Source organism: Collimonas sp. OK242 (genome assembly GCF_900107095.1).
GTDB lineage: Bacteria > Pseudomonadota > Gammaproteobacteria > Burkholderiales > Burkholderiaceae_D > Collimonas.
Genome location: NZ_FNOR01000007.1, coordinates 45,729 through 62,821, shown reverse-complemented (window position 1 = coordinate 62,821; position 17,093 = coordinate 45,729). Strand labels below are relative to the sequence as shown.

Genomic DNA, 17,093 nt, shown 5'->3' with positions numbered 1-17,093 from the left:
GCCGGAGATGCACCGTTATTGCATAAACTGGCGGCCTACCTCCGTGCTCAAGTCGTCCCGCTCGGCCTGTGCGCATTACCCTAACCAATCGTACTGAAAGCTTTCAAATGACCTATGAAACTTTATCCGTCAGCCTAGCGCAGAACATCGCCATTGTTCGCCTGAATCGCCCTGACAAGGCTAATGCGATGAACATGCAGATGTGGCAAGAGATTCGCACGGCTTTCGAGTGGGTGGACGCCACGCCTGAGGCGCGGGTGGCGATTCTCGAAGGCGAAGGAAAGATATTTACTGCGGGTATAGACCTGCAAATGATGATGGGGCTGGGAGCGCAAATCCAGAACGAGTGCGATGGCCGCACACGGGAAGCCTTGCGCAGCGTAATCCTGAATTTACAAGACACGCTAAGCAGCCTGGAGCGCTGCCGCAAGCCGGTATTAGCCGCGGTGCATGGCGCCTGCGTCGGCGGCGGTATCGATTTGATCACCTGCGCCGACATGCGTTATTGCTCAAGCGATGCTTATTTCACTATCAAGGAAATCGACATCGGCATGACCGCTGACGTAGGGACGCTGCAACGGCTGCCAAAGCTCATAGGCGAGGGCATGGCGCGTGAATTGGCCTACACCGCGCGCAAGGTAGATGCTGCGGAGGCCCGCGAAATTCGTTTGGTTAACCGCGTATTCGAATCCCGCGAAGCGCTACGCGAGGGAGTGTTGGAGATTGCAGCCAACATCGCAGCAAAGTCGCCTCTCGCCATTCGCGGCACCAAGGAGATGATCAGCTACGCACGCGACCACTCGGTGGCCGACGGCCTGAAATATAATGCCACTTGGAACGCAGCAATGTTGATGTCTAATGATTTGCAAGAAGCTATGATGGCCAACATGGGCAAGCGTCCTGCTGAATTCAAGGACTGATCAGGTTTGGCAATTTGTGTGTAACCGCCTTCGTCTGAAGGCGCTGCGTTTTTTTCGATCGACCTTATTAAGACCGCCTGCCCGCATTCTGGCGGCCTCCATGTAGCTTGCGGGGCGAGATGCGATGACCGGTGTCGGGCAGTATGGTGGTGTAGAATTTTTGCACAACTTAAACTTAGAAGGATGCGACATGTTCGTTGGTAGTCGTGAGATCCAAGTCATTGACGAGTTCGCAGGGGTCTCGTTCCCGGCTCTCGTCATGTATCCGACCTGCTTGCCTTCTGTCCCAACGGCTTTTGGGGCATATTCCATCGACGTAAGCTCGAATGCCTCGATTGCAGAGGGACAGTATCCTCTCGTAGTGGTTTCTCACGGCAATGGCGGATCGCATCTTCTTTATCGGACTCTGACGACGCATTTGGCTAAAAACGGCTACGTGGTCGCCATGCTGGAACACGCTGGGAACAACCGCAACAACAATGAGCTGGAGGGTAAGCAGCAAAATCTCAAGAACCGCCCGCGTCATGTCAGACTCACGATGGACGCTGTATTCTCCGATGATTACCTGGGCGCTTACGTTCAGCAAGATAGCGTCGCTGTCATCGGACATTCCATAGGCGGTTACACAGCGCTGGCGGTTGCAGGCGGTACACCTTGGTCAGAAGCCCGACAAAAAATAGAGGTCGACGCTGATCCACGTGTTCGCGCGCTGGTCCTGCTTGCCCCTGCCACCGCCTGGTTTCTTCCGGAGGGTTCGTTGCGAGACGTGACTGTTCCAATCCTCATGCTCTCCGCCGAACACGACTCGTTTACTCCCGGATGGCACACCGATGTAGTTTTGGACGGCGTCGCCGACCGCACTCAGGTCACGTCCAGGGTGGTTCCCAATGCTGGACACTTTTCCTTCTTGAGCCCATTCCCGCCCAAAATGAAAAATGCCGCTTTTCTCCCATCCACGGACCCGGAAGGCTTTGATCGCGCAGCGTTTCATGAGGCACTGGGTGAAGAAGTGCTCAAATATCTTGACGATAAGTTGAAGAACGCCTGAGGAAAAATATTGAGTCCACAGCGGCACTTTAGTTCGAGAGCAGCATCTCCGGCGGCCACGCTTTGACGAATTGTTGTGCCTTTCTCCGGTCCCGGGCTTGCTCAAGTCGGGGCAAGGTCACCGTACCAGTAAGCGGCTGTGACTCCACCATCCATGAGGAAGTCGCTGCCGGTAATAAACGCCCCGTCCGGCCCCATAAGCAGAGCGCCAACGTTTCCTACCTCATCGGGAGTTCCGGCACGACCGGCTGAGGACAGCTCTATCATGCGCCGGTATCCTGCGCCGCGATATGGGTCATGGCAGTGGTCGGCGTCGCCCCGTGCCAGTGCTTGTGCCCTGGCGGACACCAGATCACGTCGCCGGCGCGAATTTCCACGACTGGCTCGCCCTCGCACTGGGTCCAGCCACAGCCGGCGGTGACGATCAGCGTTTGGCCCAGCGGGTGGGTGTGCCAGGCCGAACGGGCGCCGGGCTCGAAGGTGACGCTGGCGCAGGAAGTGCGGGCCGGCGCCGGCGGCGTGCTCAGCATTTCTACCCGGACCTGGCCGGTAAAAGTAGCCTCCGGACCTTTCATCGAAACGATCGCGCCCACGCGTTTGAGTTCCATTGCATTTCCTTTGCATTCTGTATCAGCGCGACAAGCCTGCGGGCAAGTTGCGCATCACCACCGCCGAGCACGCAGCCAACAGCGTGCTGTGGCCCAAACTGACCCCATTCCTTCCCAGATACCCAGACATCAAGATCGAGGTGACCATCGACTACGGGCTGACCGACATTGTGGCGGGACGTTTCGACATCGGCATACGCCTTGGCGATCAGGTGGCCAAGGACATGATCGCGGTGCGGATCGGGCCGGACCTGCGCATGGCCGTGGCCGGATCGCCAGCCTACTTCGAGCGCCGCCCGCCGCCGCGCACGCCGCACGAACTGACCGCGCACGACTGCACCAACCTCCGCCTGCCGACCTATGGCGGGCTGTACGCCTGGGAGTTTGAAAAAAATGGCCATCCGCTGAAGGTACGGGTTGAGGGCCAGCTGACGTTCAACAGCAGCAGTCCATGTCTGAGAGCGGCCCTGGCTGGTTTCGGCTTGGCGTTTTTACCTGAAGATATGGTGCTTGAACATGTCGACGCAGGACGTCTGGTGCGCGTACTGGAGGACTGGTGCGCCCCCTTTCCCGGTTACCATCTGTACTATCCAAGCCGGCGTCAGGCCTCGCCTGCGTTCGCACTGCTGATCGATGCATTGCGTTACCGTGCCTGAACATATGGATAGACCGAATGCGAGTTTCCGAATGGGTTTTTCTAGAAAGTCGGATGTCGCTTATGGGGAATTGAGCCTATAACGACCGGCTAAAAACGGCCAGGAAGAGACATTCGCGTACTTGGCCAAGCTGGTGTTGCTTAGCCAAATTTTGTGTGGCAGCATACGATCAATATTTTTTTCACAATCAGGCTGTCCATCACCATGAGCGCCTCCACCTTGCTTCTTTCCTTGTTCAAGTACAAAGCCTGGGCCAACGCGGAGCTGTTCACTGAGCTTCAGAAATTGGATCCAGTAACTCATCATGCTGAGCGGCACACAGCAATCCGCACCCTGAACCATATCTTTGTGGTAGACCGCATCTTCGCGGCTCATCTGTCAGGCTCACCTCATTCCTATACGGCTACAAACACAGCCGAGACGCCCACGCTGGAAGAATTACACAGTGCCGTGACCGAATCGGACTGTTGGTACGTTGAGTACATTTCCAAGTTGCGCCCGGAGCTTCTGTCTGAGAACGTGTCGTTTGTGTTTACGGACGGCGGGCAGGGGCGAATGTCACGGGAAGAAATACTTGCCCACGTTGCGACGCACGGCGGCTACCACCGTGGCGCGGTTGGAGGCATCATGAACCGGGCTTCGGTTCCTCCCCCTCGCGACATCTTTACCGCCTATCTGCATAAGTCTGAGCCCGAGCGCCGCGAACCAAATCGGATAGTCGAAAGTCTCTAACCTCCAACCATCACTCCACCCGCCTCCTCGGGCGGTTCCACGCGAAGAGGCGATGGCAGTCATCGGCAAGTAGTTGACCTTCGCAAGGAAGTCTATCTCCGCATAAAAAAATAATTGAGGATATTTCGTGCTAACTGGAATAAACCACCTGACACTCGCCATCAGTGATCTGCCGGCTAGCATTGAGTTCTATAAAAATTCGCTAGGCTTCAAGTTGATGGCAAGCTGGGATGCAGGCGCATATCTGACAATTGGAGATCTCTGGCTGTGTTTGTCACTGGACGATAAAAAAGACGACGCTCCACAGGTCGATTACACGCACTATGCCTTTTCCATTTCTCAAAGGGATTTTGCCTCCTTTAAGGCTCGTCTCGAAGCGGAGGGAATTCGGTCATGGAAAGACAACAAAAGCGAAGGAGATTCCTTCTATTTTCTTGATCCTGACGGATACAAGCTTGAGGCTCACGTCGGCGATTTATGCTCACGATTGGAGAAGTGCCGGTTACATCCTTATTCAGGAATGACGTTCTATGAATGACGTTTGTCGGCGCCAAGATGGCTGTCATGACCGCCATGCGCAGGACGGGACGCTAGGGTGCAAATTGTGCTGCTAGATCAAATAACCCGTTCAGAGTCAGCGCTAGCGGAAAAACCAAAGCGGAAAGTAAAACTAAGAACGTGAGACGACAGGCAGGAAAATTGACGCCTTTCATGATGCATTTTCTTCTTGCGGAGTCATCATGAAATTTTCAATCTCACGATAGTAGCCTGGCAGCACGTTGTGCAGCACCTGTCTCCCCTTTTTTGTAAGCTGGATTAGCTTGGCGCGACCATCCGCATCATGTTCCTCGAAATACAGGAATCCATCACCTGAGAGCATTTGCAGCGTGCGCGTCATCACTGGGCGTGAGACATCAAGACGAGCCGCGACATCGCTGGCCATAAGTCCATCACAATCTTGCTCGCGATCCAGTACGACAAGTATCAAAAATCGCAGTTGAGAGAGGTCGTGCTTGGCAAAGTACGCATCAAGTACTCTCATGAGGAGGCTTGCCTGCCGCAGTAATCGTAAAGCAGTCTCGACAGTGTCAAGCTTCATATCTGGAAAGCGTTTTTGGTACGCCTCAAGCATTTGCCGTGTAGGCAACTCCTTCAAAAAGAACATGTCAAGCCTTTGTCATTTTTCGAGTTGTTGTACCAAGGATGCAGCGTCAATGCCTGCTCCGAAATGATGAAGGATGTGCTGATGGAAGTGTTCATCCTGCGCACGAGTGAAGGCAGCGCACGCATCGGAGACCACGTAGGTATTAAGTCCAATGTCATGAGCTTCACGTAGCGTTGACTCCACGCAGACGTGGGTAGCAAAGCCCATGAGGAAGAGTGTATCAATGCGGTTATTGCGAAGAAACGCATCCAAGGTCGAATTCTTTAGTACGCTGGCTCCTGAGCGTCCATGTACGATGAACTCCCCTGGCATCGGAACGAAGGGAGGGACGAATTCTGCACCGCTCCCTGTCCAGGTACCTGCGCGAGGTATTGCTGCGCGCAGTCCAAGCACATTTTGTCCGTTCCCGAACAGGCTGTAAGTTGGATCGTCGCGAAGGTCGAGTCCAGCGTGGGCAATGATCCAACCGTTTTTACGGGCCGAAGCTAGAACAAGTTCGGCTTGCGCGATTGCACTGCGAAATGTGTCCTTGTCTTGCACAAGACGCTTGAAGAGAACGCCGTCTTCATTGAGCCACTCGGCTTGGAACTCGATGAAAACAAGCGCGCAATGGCTTTTTTCGAAACTGCTGGACATTAGTGTTTTGTTCATGGCTCTCTTTTTGATTATCATGGTAACTATATTCACAGGAATTTGATGGCATGTCAAGCGCATCGAGGCTCACTTCGAAAGCACCACATGCATCACCGTGAATTGCCATACCCAGGTTTATGTAGAGACATTTCAAATGTCTGCTTCGGTACAAGTCGAAGGCCTGCTTCACTTTCTGGCATATGCTGCCAGATAAAAATTTGCTAGAGTCCGATTTCATACGCTGTCCGGCGTGGCGCAATTTCGGTCAACCCCAAGCTCTGATCCGTAATAATAATCGTCGCTCAGGCGCATTAAATTTCAGTCAGTAAAGAGGTCTCAACTCACCCCCATGATTTTTCATCTACCGGCTGTTCTGCATTACTCTATCCGGATTATTTTCGCTGCGCCTGTAATCATCGTGTAGCAATTGCCGAACCAGTTAAATGAAAGGATTTTCTTGTTTTCGCACACTCCTGAATTGAATCGATATCTGGCATTCAGCAACTACATTGATGGCGACCATCGGGCAGTCGCCAGCCAGGCACGCATCCTGGCCGCTGGCTGCACGTCCGAGGAAGAAGTAGTGCAAAGCTGTTTTGAGTTCGTGCGCGACAAGATCAAGCACAGCTGGGATTTCAAGCTCAACCCGGTGACTTGCCGCGCCTCTGAAGTATTAATCCATGGGACCGGCTACTGTTATGCCAAGAGCCATCTGCTGGCGGCGCTATTGCGCAGCAATGGCATTCCGGCAGGGCTTTGCTATCAGCGTTTGTCGGTGGGCATGGAAGGGCCGCCGTTTTGCCTGCATGGATTGAATGCGGTCTATTTGAAAAACCATGGCTGGTACCGGATTGATGCAAGAGGCAACAAGTCCGGAGTCGATGCGCGCTTTACCCCGCCGCTGGAGAGATTGGCGTTTCCTGTTCTGGCAGAACAGGAAAGGGACTTGCCGGAGATCTGGGAAGAGCCTTTGCCTCTGGTCGTCCATGCATTGTCAGCGTATTCGTCGGTCCGGGAGCTTGCAGAAAATCTTCCTGATATTGAATTGATTTCCGCACCGTGAGTTAGCCTTCAGGGATTCATTTTGTTCATATCCGTCGGACCCGCCAAACGAAAGGAATCTCCTTGTTTGCTCAAATCAGGATTGTGCCGGGGTTACTTCAGGGACGCCAGTTTCTGCTCCAGGGCCTTGGCGTCGAGTGCGCTGCCGGTCCGGCTGCCGTCGGCGAAGTACACAGTCGGTGTGCCGACGATGCGCAGCTTCTTGCCTAACGCCAGCACCTTGTCGTTGGGCGTCGGGCAGGCCGGCGCGGCCGCCGCTGCGGCTTTGCCGTTCGTCATCCAGTCGTTCCAGGCTTTGCTGCGGTCTGCCGAGCACCAGATATCGCGCGACTTGACCACTGAATCGTCGGACAGGATATTGAGCAGGAAGGTATAGACCGTCACATTGTCGATTTCCTGCAGGGTCTTGTGCAGGTTCTTGCAGTACGGGCAGTTCGGATCTTCGAATATCGCCAGCACCCGTTTGCCATTGCCCTTGACGGTCTTCACCGCTGCGTCGAGCGGCAGGTCGGCGAAATTGATCGCTGCAAGCTGGTCTACCCTTTCCTTGGTCAAATCCTTGTAGGTACGGGTATCGATGACCTTGCCGACTACGATGTAGTCGGCGTTTTCATCGGTATAGAAGATGTCGCCGTTGGTGCGCACTTCATACAGTCCGGCATACGGTGTTTTAGTGATCGAATCGACCTTGATGCCGACACCCATGCGCGGCTCGATCAGTTTCTTGATGCGGGCTTCCTGTACGGTCTCGGCGCCGGCGGCAGTCGCCGCCATGGCAAGCAGTAAGAGCAGGGTTTTTTTGAACCGGGTCATGGCGTTTCCATTGCTAAGAAAGAGACAGGTTTCGGTGTCAGATTTTTTTCTTGGTGTCGATGCCGGATAGATCGACCCCCGGCACCTTCTTGTGCTGCGCATCGGCCGGTGCCGCGTAACGGGTGGCCAGTTTCCAGTCGCCGTCGACTTGTTTCCAGGTATCGACGACAAAGATGTTCTTTGCCAACGGACTGGCGGCGGCAACATCCAGCGACCAGAGGAAGCTGACGACCATCACATTGCCGTATTCATGCACTGCCATCTGTTGTACCTGCGATGCAAACGGCGCCTGCTTCAGGGCGCTGGCGATCGATTCCGCGCGCGGCGTCGGCCGGCTGGGAGCGGCGGCAGTGCGCAGCTCGTAGTCGTCGGCAAGGCGTTTGTCGATGACGCCGCTATTGCGCTGCTGCACAGCGTCGTTCAATTCGTTTTCCAGCGTGCTGAAAATCTGCACCGTGCGGGTGACCGTCGGTATGGTTCTCTGGACCGGGGCCGCGGCTTGCTGTGCGAAACTGCATATAGGGTTTGCCAGCAGCAGCGCCAGCAGGAGAGGAAGTTTTTTCATGGCATGGACTCGGGCGATTGAATAGGAAAGACCATCAGCTGGAATTCCGCCGCGGAGCGCTCAGCGGCGGAATTCCATGTTACATCACGGCCGTCTTGCCATCACGGATAGTGCTGGGCGCAAGCCTGGCTTGGCAGTATTGTCCAGTTCTGCTGGATCAGGTATTTCATGGTGCCGAAGGTCTGGTTGTACGCAGCACCGTTGGAAGCGGTTGATGTAGCGCCGAAATTCCATGCGCATTTGTCGCCGTTTTCCATGCCGTTGGACAGTGCGTACCAGGCGTTGCCGTCCGGATCGGTAGTCGTTTCTTCAAGCTCATGCGAAATGATGCTGGCCATTGCATCCGCGCCTGGCGTGTTGTTCGGGCTTGGCGTATTGGCGCCGCACGAGCTTGCGCACTGGGTTTCAGGATTGCCGATGAAGGCGTACTTGATGTTTTGGCCGTTGATCGTGGCGTTGGTATGCCAGCCGCAATACTGGGTGCAGAAACCCGAAGTTGCGGTGGTGTTCTTGTCGGTCAGCACGAAGTAGACGCCGTTCGCATCCAGCGGCAATGCGCCGGCATTGATCCTGTTGGCGACGATGGTCTCGATGTTCGCATCGGACAACTTGGTGCCGAGCGAGCCGCTGTCGGTAGCTGTGCCGGCGTAGTTGACCACATTCTGCACATGCGTGCCGGCCTTATCGGTGTAAGTGCTGTTGATGTTGAAATAAGGCGAGCCGCCGATGTGGTTGCCGAGGTTGGTCAGCACGTTTTGCGAAGCGCTATCCCAGGTGCCGTACCAGATGTAGTAGACGTTCTTTGGCGCGGTCATCACGGGGCCGCCCTGGTTGGTCAGGTTGGCGGTGCGCTGCGCCCTCAGGGTCGCCGCTTTTTGTGCATGGGTCTGTACGTCCAGGTCGAGTTCGCCCCAGCCCTTGCCGGTTGGCTTGTAGACCGAGTCGCTGGATCCCTTGACTGCGCCCGCAAGTGCCACGCTGGCGTAGGTAAGGGACAGCGCTAGTACAACTAATTTGCGATTCAATTTCATTGCATCTCTCCGTAGTGGATGTGAATTGACATAGCCGGCGTCCGATCGGGAGCGTCCGGTTACTGCATCTGGAGCGAGATCGGATCCCGCTTCAGAGTCGACGCACGAGCGGCCGCCACCTGCCATGGCGGAACGACGGATGCGTCTAAGACAACCCGGGCATCGTGCAGAACGCCAGGGTTGAAATTCGGAAAAGCGCAGGAAATGAGAAGCTAGAAGCGCAGAGGCGGGGCGAGAGGTCTTGAGGCGGCTAGATAGGCGTACGGCTGAAAACGAATGAAGCTGAGCATCATGCAATTCCTCCTGTTGTACTGCCATGTGCGAGCGCCGCAGGGTAATGCGGGCAGCATCATTTTATTGTGGCCTGGGTTGGCCATGGGAAAGAAGTGTATCCCTCAATTTTGCTCGGCGGCAATGTATTTAATTGTTGCGTGGAAATAAAATTGTAACGAGATGCTACGGAGTGATACAGTTGTCCAGCCATTGCATGCGAATGATTCTTGGTAAAAAAAATGACAGCCGCAGCTGTCATTTTTTTTGACGAAACCGCTCAGGTTCGTGGCATGGTTTTAAATTTTATTTGAACAGCAAACGCAGCGAATCCCACGCACGGCCGAAGATGGTGGCCTGGTTCACATTCTCCAGCGCCACTACCGGGAACTCGGCAATGGTCTTGCCGTCGGCGTTCACCTTGACTGTGCCGACCTTGGCGTTTTGCTGGATCGGCGCGATCAGCGGGTCGGTGCGTTCCAGTACCGGCTTGATCTTGTCGGCGATGCCCTTAGGCACGGTCACGTAGACATCATGCGTGAAGCCGATCTTGATCTGGCTCTTGGCGCCTTTCCAGACTTGCGGCGTATCTACTGCCTGGCCCTTGGCGTACAGCTTGACGGCGTCGAAATTCTGGAAGCCCCAGTTCAGCAGCTTTTGCGCTTCCTGAGTACGGGTGCCATCGGAATTGGTGCCGATCACAACTGCCAGCAAGCGGCGATCGCCGCCGGCATTCGGACGCTTGGCGCTGGCGATGATGGAATAGCCGGCGCTGCTGGTGTGGCCGGTCTTCATACCGTCGACGGTCGGGTCCGACCACAACAGGCGGTTGCGGTTAGGCTGGGTGATCTTGTTGTAGGTGTATTTCTTGGTCGAGTCGATTTTGTAGAACTCAGGGAAGTCGACGATCACGTGGGCTGCCAGCGTCGCCATATCGCGCGCTGTGGAATACGTGTCTGCGCTTGGCAAACCGTGCGGATTGCCGAAATGGGTATTTTTCATGCCCATGCGCTCGGCTTCGTGGTTCATCAGCGCAACGAAGGAATCTTCGGTACCTGCCACCGCTTCTGCCAATGCCACGGCGGCGTCGTTACCCGATACCACCATCAAGCCATACAGCAGGTCGTTGATCGATACCGGAGTGGCCGGATCGATAAACATTTTCGAGCTGCTTGGATCGACCTTCCAGGCGCGCACGGACACGGTAACCATCTGGTCCAGGGTAATTTTTTTATCCTTGAGCGCATCGAAAACCACGTATGCAGTCATGATCTTCGCCAGCGACGCCGGTTCGATGCGCATGTCAGGATCTTGCGACGCGATCACCTGGTTGCTGGTGGCGTCGAGCAGCAGCCACGATTTGGCGGCCACTGTCGGCGACGGCAATGTCTGGGCAAAGGCTAGGGATATGGAGAGGACAGTTGCAGCGAGCGCCGCGAGTATTTTTTTCATGGAGTATCTAGTAATGAAATCAGTAGCAATAAACCTGCATCAGGCGAACACCAACTGTGGTCAATGAGCAACTTTATTTGCAGTGTGGGTTGAAAAATGCGTAAGCAGAGGCGGTTAGCGGACTGTCACAGCCCATTTGCAAACAACCGCATACAACCATGCCGACAGAATTATAGCGCCACCGCCTCTCCAACCGGCTTATGAATGCTGCAAGCATGCTTGCAGCAAGTTCAAAGAGCTGCTTTTTGGCGATGCCACATTTCGACCATCAGATTCTTGATATGTTGCAGTCGGCGATGAAAAAAATGGTCGGCGCCGGGAATCACGATCACCGGGATATCTTGCGGGCGCGCCCATTCGAACACGGCGGCAAGCGGAATCGTGTCGTCCAGCTCGCCATGAATCAGGATGCTGTTGGCCGGCACGGTTGGCATCGGCCATTTGCCGGCGGCCGTACCCACCAGCACCAGCCGTTCGGCGGCCGCGCCAGTCCCCGCTCCAGCATCGGCCGCGATCAAGCGCTGCTGTAATTGCGCCTGCACGAAAGTGCCGAATGAAAAGCCGCCGAGGGCCAGCGGCAGATCAGGATATTGCCGGCGCATGTGGGCGAGCAGCAAAGCCATGTCGTCGGTCTCGCCGCGGCCTTCGTCGTGTACGCCGCCGGATTTGCCGACGCCGCGGAAATTCATGCGCACCGTGACATAGCCCAGCGCCAGGAAACCGCGTGCCAGCGTATGCACCACCTTGTTATCCATGGTGCCGCCGAACAGCGGATGAGGATGGGCGACCAGCGCCAGTCCGCGCGGTACGGCAAAGATTTCGGGATCAGGCAGGTCGAGTGCGCATTCGAGTTGGCCGACAGCGCCGGCGATGAAGAAGGAGAGCGTTTGGGCGTTCATTGAATCGATTCGGGGTGATGAAGACTAAAGATGTTTATGCTGTGTTCTTGTTGCGGTTTGGCTTGGATTGTTCAGATTTTCAGGCGTTCGACAATCTTCCCGCCGACGATATGGACGTCGATGATTTCGTCGATATCTTCATTGTCGACGTAGGTGTACCAGACACCTTCCGGATAAATCACCATTGCCGGTCCCTGTTCGCAGCGCTCAAGGCAGCCGGCTTTGTTGATCCGCACTTTGCCTTCGCCAGCCAGGCCGAGTTGCTTGATGCGGCGCTTGGCGTGTTCCTGTGCAGCCTGGGCGCCGCTGTTGGCGCAACAAACCCGGTCGCCCGGGGGACGCTGGTTCAGGCAGAAAAATACATGGTGTTCGTAAAACGGTTTATCGCTCATGGCAATATTCTGGAATAGGTTGTTATGGGTTGCTTATGTGCTGGTTATAAGCAGGAATCATACACCGCCGGCATTTTTCGGTTGCGGCGGACGGGCTAACGGGATTCGCGCAGCGGGTGCTGGCGACGCCGTTTATGCATCGGATGGAACAGGAACCACAGCGTGCAGAATGGCCATAACAAGGCCAGGAACTGGGCGACGCCGTTGAAATTCAGGAATTTCCCTTGCGACCAGGTTTGCACGGTTTCGGTGTAATACGGATTGTCGGGCATGATATTGACCAGCAATAACGCCATGATCAAGGTCAGCCCGGCCAGGCGCCGTTGCACCAGCTGCGGCGCGTAGGCCAGGCCGCTCAGCATGAGAGCGCCGATCAGCAAGCCGCCGAACGAGCCCGGGGTCAGCCAGACGAAGGCATTGTCCGGTGCGAACAACAGCGCTGTCGCCAGCGCCTTGGTCATCAGCGTGACAAACACCAGCAGCAAGGTCAGCGGCAGCTTCGGCGCTTGCTGGCGCAGCAGGATCAGGAAGGTCAGGGCGGTGCCGGTCAGGCCGCAGGCAGTGATGATGGTTTCGGTCAGCCAGTATTGGGCGGCGCTGAATTGCACGTCATTGGTAATCCAGGCCTGCAGATCGACAGGTTGTTCCAGCAGATCGGACAGCCAAGTGGATAGCATGGAGGTGAACTGGCCAAAGCCGAACAGATGGCTGAGCGGATAAATCTGCGCCAGCGGCCATAGCGCCACGACTACCATGCCCTGGCTGGCTTCACGGTTGAGCCAGTGTTCGCGCAGCTGTAATAAACGGCTGTCAGGCCCGAAGCGTGGCCGCAGGATGGCGCCCAGCACTGCGCCGAGCAGGGCGCCGGCGCTATTGGTCATCAGATCCAGGTTGGAGGCGACACGCGTCGGCAAGAAGGTCTGCACCGCTTCCATGGTGCCGGAGATCAGGACGCCGGCCAAGCTTGCCAGCAGTACCGCCCAATACGGCGACCAGCGGCGCCAGCGCGGCAACGACAGCACCATCAGCATGCCTAGCGGCAGATAGCCCGCGACATTGGTCCAGACATCGAACACGGTCCAGTAATGCGGCAACGGCGCGCTCAGATAGGCGAAGGCTGTCAAGCCGATATCGCGCCAGCCGGCAAACGGATACCAGCTGGCGTAGACGATCAGCAGCAGGTAAATCAGCAGGCTGACGCGCGCAAACGACGATGCGGGAGAGGCGTTGACGGAGATGGCTTGCTGTGTCATTGCTTTTTCGGCGCTGCTGTCGCCAGCCAGTTCATCAGATCGTCGATCACGCTGTCGTTGGCGGCGACAAAAGCGCTGGCGGCGCCGGCGGCGTCGGCGCTGGGAGTCGCCACCTGGCGGCTAAAACTCTTTTGCGCCAGCAGTACCCGGCCATTGAACAGCGAGGCGCGTATTTGCAGCGTCGCCAGGCTGTGCGACGGCGTATCGAAGGTTTGCGTGAAGTCATCCAGGTCGATCCGCAGCAATGGAATATTGAGCGCCGCATCCGACATCGCCAGCACCGTGCCGCCGGCCTGGGCCACGCGCGTTTTCAGGCGCTGCTGAAACAGTTGCGCCGGCGGCATGGTCCAGCGGCTGTTGGCATAGGGGCGCGGTTGCTGCTGGTTGGCGTAGGCCAGGCGGAAGTACATCATGTTGTTGTCCAGCCAGGCAGGCGCATTGACATCGGCCAGGCTGATCGCAGGCAAGGCGGATGCGGCGCTGATACCTGCGCTTGCAGCAGCGGCCGGCAGCAGGCCCAGATCGTATTGGGTCGGCGCGTCGACCTTGCTGGCGCAGCCGGCGACCAGGGCAATCGCAACTAAAGTCGACAGGGTTTTCAGGATAGCGGTCATGGCTTGCCTTTAAGGGTTATTTTCCTGGAGCGACAAAACCCGCTTCCCCAGGTCCGGGGGGCAGGGCCTTGCTGCCAAACAGAATACTTTGCGGTTGCTGCTTGAGCTGGTCCAGCGTCTGGTTCAGCGTGCGCATCGATGAGCGCGCTTCCGTGCTCAGGGTATTGAAACGCGGCAGCGTATCGTATTCGACGCCGTTGGCTACCGAGCCGATGTGTTGCGCCGCACCGGCCAGATTGGCGACAGCACCGTCCGGCCCTTGCAGGCTGGCGGTGAGGGTATTGAGGTTCTTGCTAAGCACAGTCATGTTGCTGGAGAGCGCCGTGATCGATGTCAGCGCCTGGTTCATTTGCGCGGTCAGGGCCGGCAACTGGCGCAAGGTCGGCTGCAACTGCTGCGGAATGCCGCGATATTCAACGGCGGTCTGGCTGACATCGCTGAATGCTTGCAACATGGTTTTCTGATTCTCGGAGTCCAGCAAGCCATTCAGCTTGTCGACCATCTCGTTGGCGCGCGACAAGATCACCGCACCTTTAGTCTGCAGATTGTCGAACAGGCTTGGACGCAATTCTATGCGTGCCAGGTGTTGCTTGCTGCTGTCGAGCTTGAGCGGCGTGCTGCCATCGTCGTCCAGCTGGATGTAGGCAATTCCGGTCACCCCCTGATAACCCAGGGTGGCATAGGTGGATTGCGTCATCGGCGTGTCCGGATTGAGCTTGATCTGGATCAGGATCTGGCCCGGCGTCTTGGGATCGAAGGTGATCGCATCGACCTTGCCGGCATCCAGGCCGCGATAGCGGACATCGGCTTGCGGATTGAGTCCCGGCACCGACAACTTGGTGGCGATCTCGTAAGGAACCCGTTGCACCCGGTCGCTGTTGAACCACATGACGCCGAATATCGCCGCGATCAGCAAGGCGACCGTGAACAGTCCGGCAAGCAGCGCATGCGCTTTATTTTCCATAAGATTTCCTATCTACGCTTTCCGCATCATATTTGCATATCATCCGCAAGTGTCATGCTCAAAACGGTTGGCGGTGAGAAAAAATGTTTCAATGAACGGATGGCGTACTTTCATGACGCGCTCCGGTGTGTCGTAGGCGATCACGTGTTTGTCCGCCAGTACCGCAATCTTGGTCGACAAGGCCAGCAGCGGTTCCAGATCGTGGGTGATCATCACTACGGTCAGGCGCAGGTCTTTGTGCAGCGACCGGATCAGTTCGATAAAGGCGGCCGACGATGCCGGATCGAGCCCGGCCGTGGGCTCATCGAGAAACAGCAATTCCGGTTCCAGCGCCAGCGCTCTTGCCAACGCCACCCGCTTGGTCATGCCGCCGGAGAGGTCGGACGGCATTTTCAGCGCGTGTTCGGGACCGATCCCGGCCATCTGCAGCTTGAGCAAGGCCGCGTCCCTGATCAGCTGATCCGGCAAGGCGCGCAGCTCGCGCATCGGCAACGCCACGTTATCCAGCACGGTCAATGCCGAAAACAAGGCGCCTTGCTGAAACAGCATGCCCCAGCGATTTTGCAGCGCATACATTTGTTCGACATCGGCCTGGCTGATATCGGTGCCGAACACTGTCACCCTGCCTTTGGTCGGCCGGTTCAGCCCCAATATCTGCCGCACCAGCGTGGTCTTGCCGGAACCGGAGCCGCCCACCAGGCCGACGATTTCGCCGGCGGCTATGCGCAGGTCCAGATCCTGGTGAATCACCGTCTGGCCGAACTGGGTCCAGAGCTTGTCGATTTCGATGACGGCTGTTTGCTCTGCCATCAGAATCCCACGCTTCTGAAAATAATCGCAAACACGGCGTCGGCGACGATGACGATGGTGATGGCGGTCACCACCGAAGCGGTGGTGCCATGTCCCAGGCTTTCCGTGTTGGGTTCGACGCGCAGGCCGAAATAGCAGGCCACCATCGCAATCAAGCCGCCGAACACTGCGCCTTTGCCGAGGCCGATCAGATAATTGGGCAACGGCACCGCATTCGGCAACTGTTGCAGGAAATAGGTGGGCGACAAACCCAGTTGCAATTGCGCGGCTGTCATCCCGCCCAGGAGCGCAACCGCATCGGTCCAGATCACCAGCAAGGGCATTGCCACCAGCAACGCCAGTACGCGCGGCAAAACCAGCCTGAAGCCATGCGGCAAGCCCATCACCAGCATGGCATCGAGTTCTTCGGTGACGCGCATCACGCCCAGCTGCGCGGTGATCGCCGAGCCCGAGCGGCCGGCCACCAGGATCGCCGCCAGCAGCGGCCCCAGTTCGCGGATGATGCTCATGCCGAGGATATTCACCAGGTAGATATCGCCGCCAAAGGTATGCAGTTGCTGTGCCGATAAAAACGACAGCACCACGCCGATCAGAAAGCCGACCAGCGCGGTAATTCCCAATGCCTGGTAGCCGACATGATAGACATTGGCGGAAATCTCTTTCCAGGGCGCGCGCTGCGGCACTTGCACCATGCGCAGGAAATCCAGCAGCAGTTGTCCCAGCAGAGTGATAAAGCCGGTCACGTGATTCAGGGCAGCGTTGCCCATGTCGTAGATGGCATTGAACACGCGGCGCCGCGGGGGCTTGGGCGGCAATGCCAAAGTGCCGGCGCTGGCCAGGCGCTGGAAGAAATCGCGGTGTTGCGGCGCTACAGTCAATTGCTTCGGACGCGTTTTACCCCAGGCGTTCCACAATAATTGCGCGCCGATATGGTCCAGCCTGCCGATATCCGACAGATCCCAGCGCAAGGGATCGGTTTGCCTGGACAATGTTCCCAATTTAGCTTGCAGGGCCTTGATCACCCCCGGCTGCGTCAAGGCATGCACCTGCCAGTCGCCGCTTGCGGCAACCAGGCTGCCATCTTTAATATCGAGAACGGGAGTGGTGGTGTCTGGATTCGGCATCGCATCAGTTTAAGGGAGAATTGCTATTTGCACTATTGCAGTAATGATAAAACCGGCCGGGGAAGCGATCGGCTAAGCGAATT

19 protein-coding genes and 2 pseudogenes are annotated in these 17,093 nt (G+C 56.7%); 6 read left to right on the top strand and 15 right to left on the bottom strand.

All coding sequences use genetic code 11. The features are described 5' to 3' along the window. Nucleotides 1-107 precede the first annotated feature (107 nt). Nucleotides 108-920 carry a crotonase/enoyl-CoA hydratase family protein gene (locus BLV81_RS08930; RefSeq protein ID WP_092354538.1) on the top strand — a complete coding sequence of 271 codons (813 nt, stop codon included), beginning with the start codon at nt 108-110 and terminating at the stop codon, nt 918-920. A gap of 124 nt (nt 921-1,044) precedes the next feature. Continuing rightward, nucleotides 1,045-1,968 (top strand): alpha/beta hydrolase family protein, encoded by a 924-nt coding sequence (locus tag BLV81_RS08925; protein WP_218134263.1) that lies wholly within the window; start codon nt 1,045-1,047, stop codon nt 1,966-1,968. A 101-nt stretch (nt 1,969-2,069) separates the two neighbouring features. Here BLV81_RS08925 and BLV81_RS08920 read toward each other — a convergent pair. Then, nucleotides 2,070-2,255 (bottom strand): annotated as a pseudogene (locus tag BLV81_RS08920) (SDR family oxidoreductase); the annotation flags it as partial. Next, nucleotides 2,231-2,575 carry a (R)-mandelonitrile lyase gene (locus BLV81_RS08915; RefSeq protein ID WP_092354536.1) on the bottom strand — a complete coding sequence of 115 codons (345 nt, stop codon included), beginning with the start codon at nt 2,573-2,575 and terminating at the stop codon, nt 2,231-2,233. The pseudogene BLV81_RS08920 and the gene BLV81_RS08915, both read right to left, overlap by 25 nt. Here BLV81_RS08915 and BLV81_RS08910 point away from each other — a divergent pair. The 3 genes from BLV81_RS08910 (at nt 2,575) to fos (ending at nt 4,501) form a co-directional block, all read left to right on the top strand. Then, on the top strand, nt 2,575-3,231 hold the full coding sequence (locus BLV81_RS08910) for a LysR substrate-binding domain-containing protein (protein WP_369823843.1): 657 nt from the start codon (nt 2,575-2,577) through the stop codon (nt 3,229-3,231). The two genes, BLV81_RS08915 and BLV81_RS08910, sit on opposite strands and share 1 nt — an antisense overlap. Before the next feature lie 204 nt (nt 3,232-3,435). Then, entirely contained in the window at nt 3,436-3,963 is a 528-nt protein-coding gene (locus BLV81_RS08905) for a DinB family protein (protein WP_092355024.1), read from the top strand. 127 nt (nt 3,964-4,090) lie between these two features. After that, entirely contained in the window at nt 4,091-4,501 is a 411-nt protein-coding gene (gene fos, locus BLV81_RS08900; protein WP_092354534.1) for a fosfomycin resistance glutathione transferase, read from the top strand. Nucleotides 4,502-4,672: 171 nt separating this feature from the next. Here fos and BLV81_RS08895 read toward each other — a convergent pair whose 3' ends face one another. Next, on the bottom strand, nt 4,673-5,128 hold the full coding sequence (locus BLV81_RS08895; protein WP_092354532.1) for a MarR family winged helix-turn-helix transcriptional regulator: 456 nt from the start codon (nt 5,126-5,128) through the stop codon (nt 4,673-4,675). Nucleotides 5,129-5,140: 12 nt separating this feature from the next. After that, nucleotides 5,141-5,779 (bottom strand): cysteine hydrolase family protein, encoded by a 639-nt coding sequence (locus BLV81_RS08890; protein WP_255365073.1) that lies wholly within the window; start codon nt 5,777-5,779, stop codon nt 5,141-5,143. Between the two features lie 409 nt (nt 5,780-6,188). Between BLV81_RS08890 and BLV81_RS24425 the strand changes: the two are divergent. Beyond that, a pseudogene (locus BLV81_RS24425) lies at nt 6,189-6,608 on the top strand (transglutaminase family protein); the annotation flags it as partial. Nucleotides 6,609-6,916: 308 nt separating this feature from the next. Here BLV81_RS24425 and BLV81_RS08880 read toward each other — a convergent pair. The 11 genes from BLV81_RS08880 to BLV81_RS08830 all read right to left on the bottom strand — a co-directional run bounded on the left by BLV81_RS08880 (nt 6,917) and on the right by BLV81_RS08830 (nt 17,010). Beyond that, nucleotides 6,917-7,636 carry a DsbC family protein gene (locus BLV81_RS08880; RefSeq protein WP_092354530.1) on the bottom strand — a complete coding sequence of 240 codons (720 nt, stop codon included), beginning with the start codon at nt 7,634-7,636 and terminating at the stop codon, nt 6,917-6,919. A 37-nt stretch (nt 7,637-7,673) separates the two neighbouring features. Then, nucleotides 7,674-8,201, bottom strand: a complete 528-nt coding sequence (locus tag BLV81_RS08875; RefSeq protein WP_092354528.1) for a nuclear transport factor 2 family protein — start codon at nt 8,199-8,201, stop codon at nt 7,674-7,676. A 101-nt stretch (nt 8,202-8,302) separates the two neighbouring features. Next, nucleotides 8,303-9,232 carry a hypothetical protein gene (locus BLV81_RS08870; protein ID WP_176992805.1) on the bottom strand — a complete coding sequence of 310 codons (930 nt, stop codon included), beginning with the start codon at nt 9,230-9,232 and terminating at the stop codon, nt 8,303-8,305. A gap of 576 nt (nt 9,233-9,808) precedes the next feature. Beyond that, nucleotides 9,809-10,954, bottom strand: coding sequence for a D-alanyl-D-alanine carboxypeptidase family protein (locus BLV81_RS08865; RefSeq protein ID WP_092354524.1), 1,146 nt, complete (start codon nt 10,952-10,954; stop codon nt 9,809-9,811). Nucleotides 10,955-11,184: 230 nt separating this feature from the next. Beyond that, on the bottom strand, nt 11,185-11,853 hold the full coding sequence (locus BLV81_RS08860) for an alpha/beta hydrolase (RefSeq protein WP_092354522.1): 669 nt from the start codon (nt 11,851-11,853) through the stop codon (nt 11,185-11,187). Between the two features lie 71 nt (nt 11,854-11,924). Then, entirely contained in the window at nt 11,925-12,245 is a 321-nt protein-coding gene (locus BLV81_RS08855) for a (2Fe-2S) ferredoxin domain-containing protein (RefSeq protein ID WP_092354520.1), read from the bottom strand. A gap of 95 nt (nt 12,246-12,340) precedes the next feature. Further along, nucleotides 12,341-13,498, bottom strand: coding sequence for a VanZ family protein (locus BLV81_RS08850; RefSeq protein ID WP_092354518.1), 1,158 nt, complete (start codon nt 13,496-13,498; stop codon nt 12,341-12,343). Then, entirely contained in the window at nt 13,495-14,112 is a 618-nt protein-coding gene (locus BLV81_RS08845) for an ABC-type transport auxiliary lipoprotein family protein (protein ID WP_092354517.1), read from the bottom strand. The genes BLV81_RS08850 and BLV81_RS08845 overlap by 4 nt, the downstream gene beginning before the upstream one ends. A 16-nt stretch (nt 14,113-14,128) precedes the next feature. Then, entirely contained in the window at nt 14,129-15,076 is a 948-nt protein-coding gene (locus BLV81_RS08840) for an MlaD family protein (RefSeq protein WP_092354515.1), read from the bottom strand. Nucleotides 15,077-15,115: 39 nt separating this feature from the next. Further along, nucleotides 15,116-15,886: an ABC transporter ATP-binding protein gene (locus tag BLV81_RS08835; RefSeq protein WP_092354513.1), complete on the bottom strand. Its 771-nt coding sequence runs from the start codon at nt 15,884-15,886 to the stop codon at nt 15,116-15,118. Further along, nucleotides 15,886-17,010: an MlaE family ABC transporter permease gene (locus BLV81_RS08830; protein WP_092354511.1), complete on the bottom strand. Its 1,125-nt coding sequence runs from the start codon at nt 17,008-17,010 to the stop codon at nt 15,886-15,888. The genes BLV81_RS08835 and BLV81_RS08830 overlap by 1 nt, the downstream gene beginning before the upstream one ends. Nucleotides 17,011-17,093: the final 83 nt, after the last annotated feature.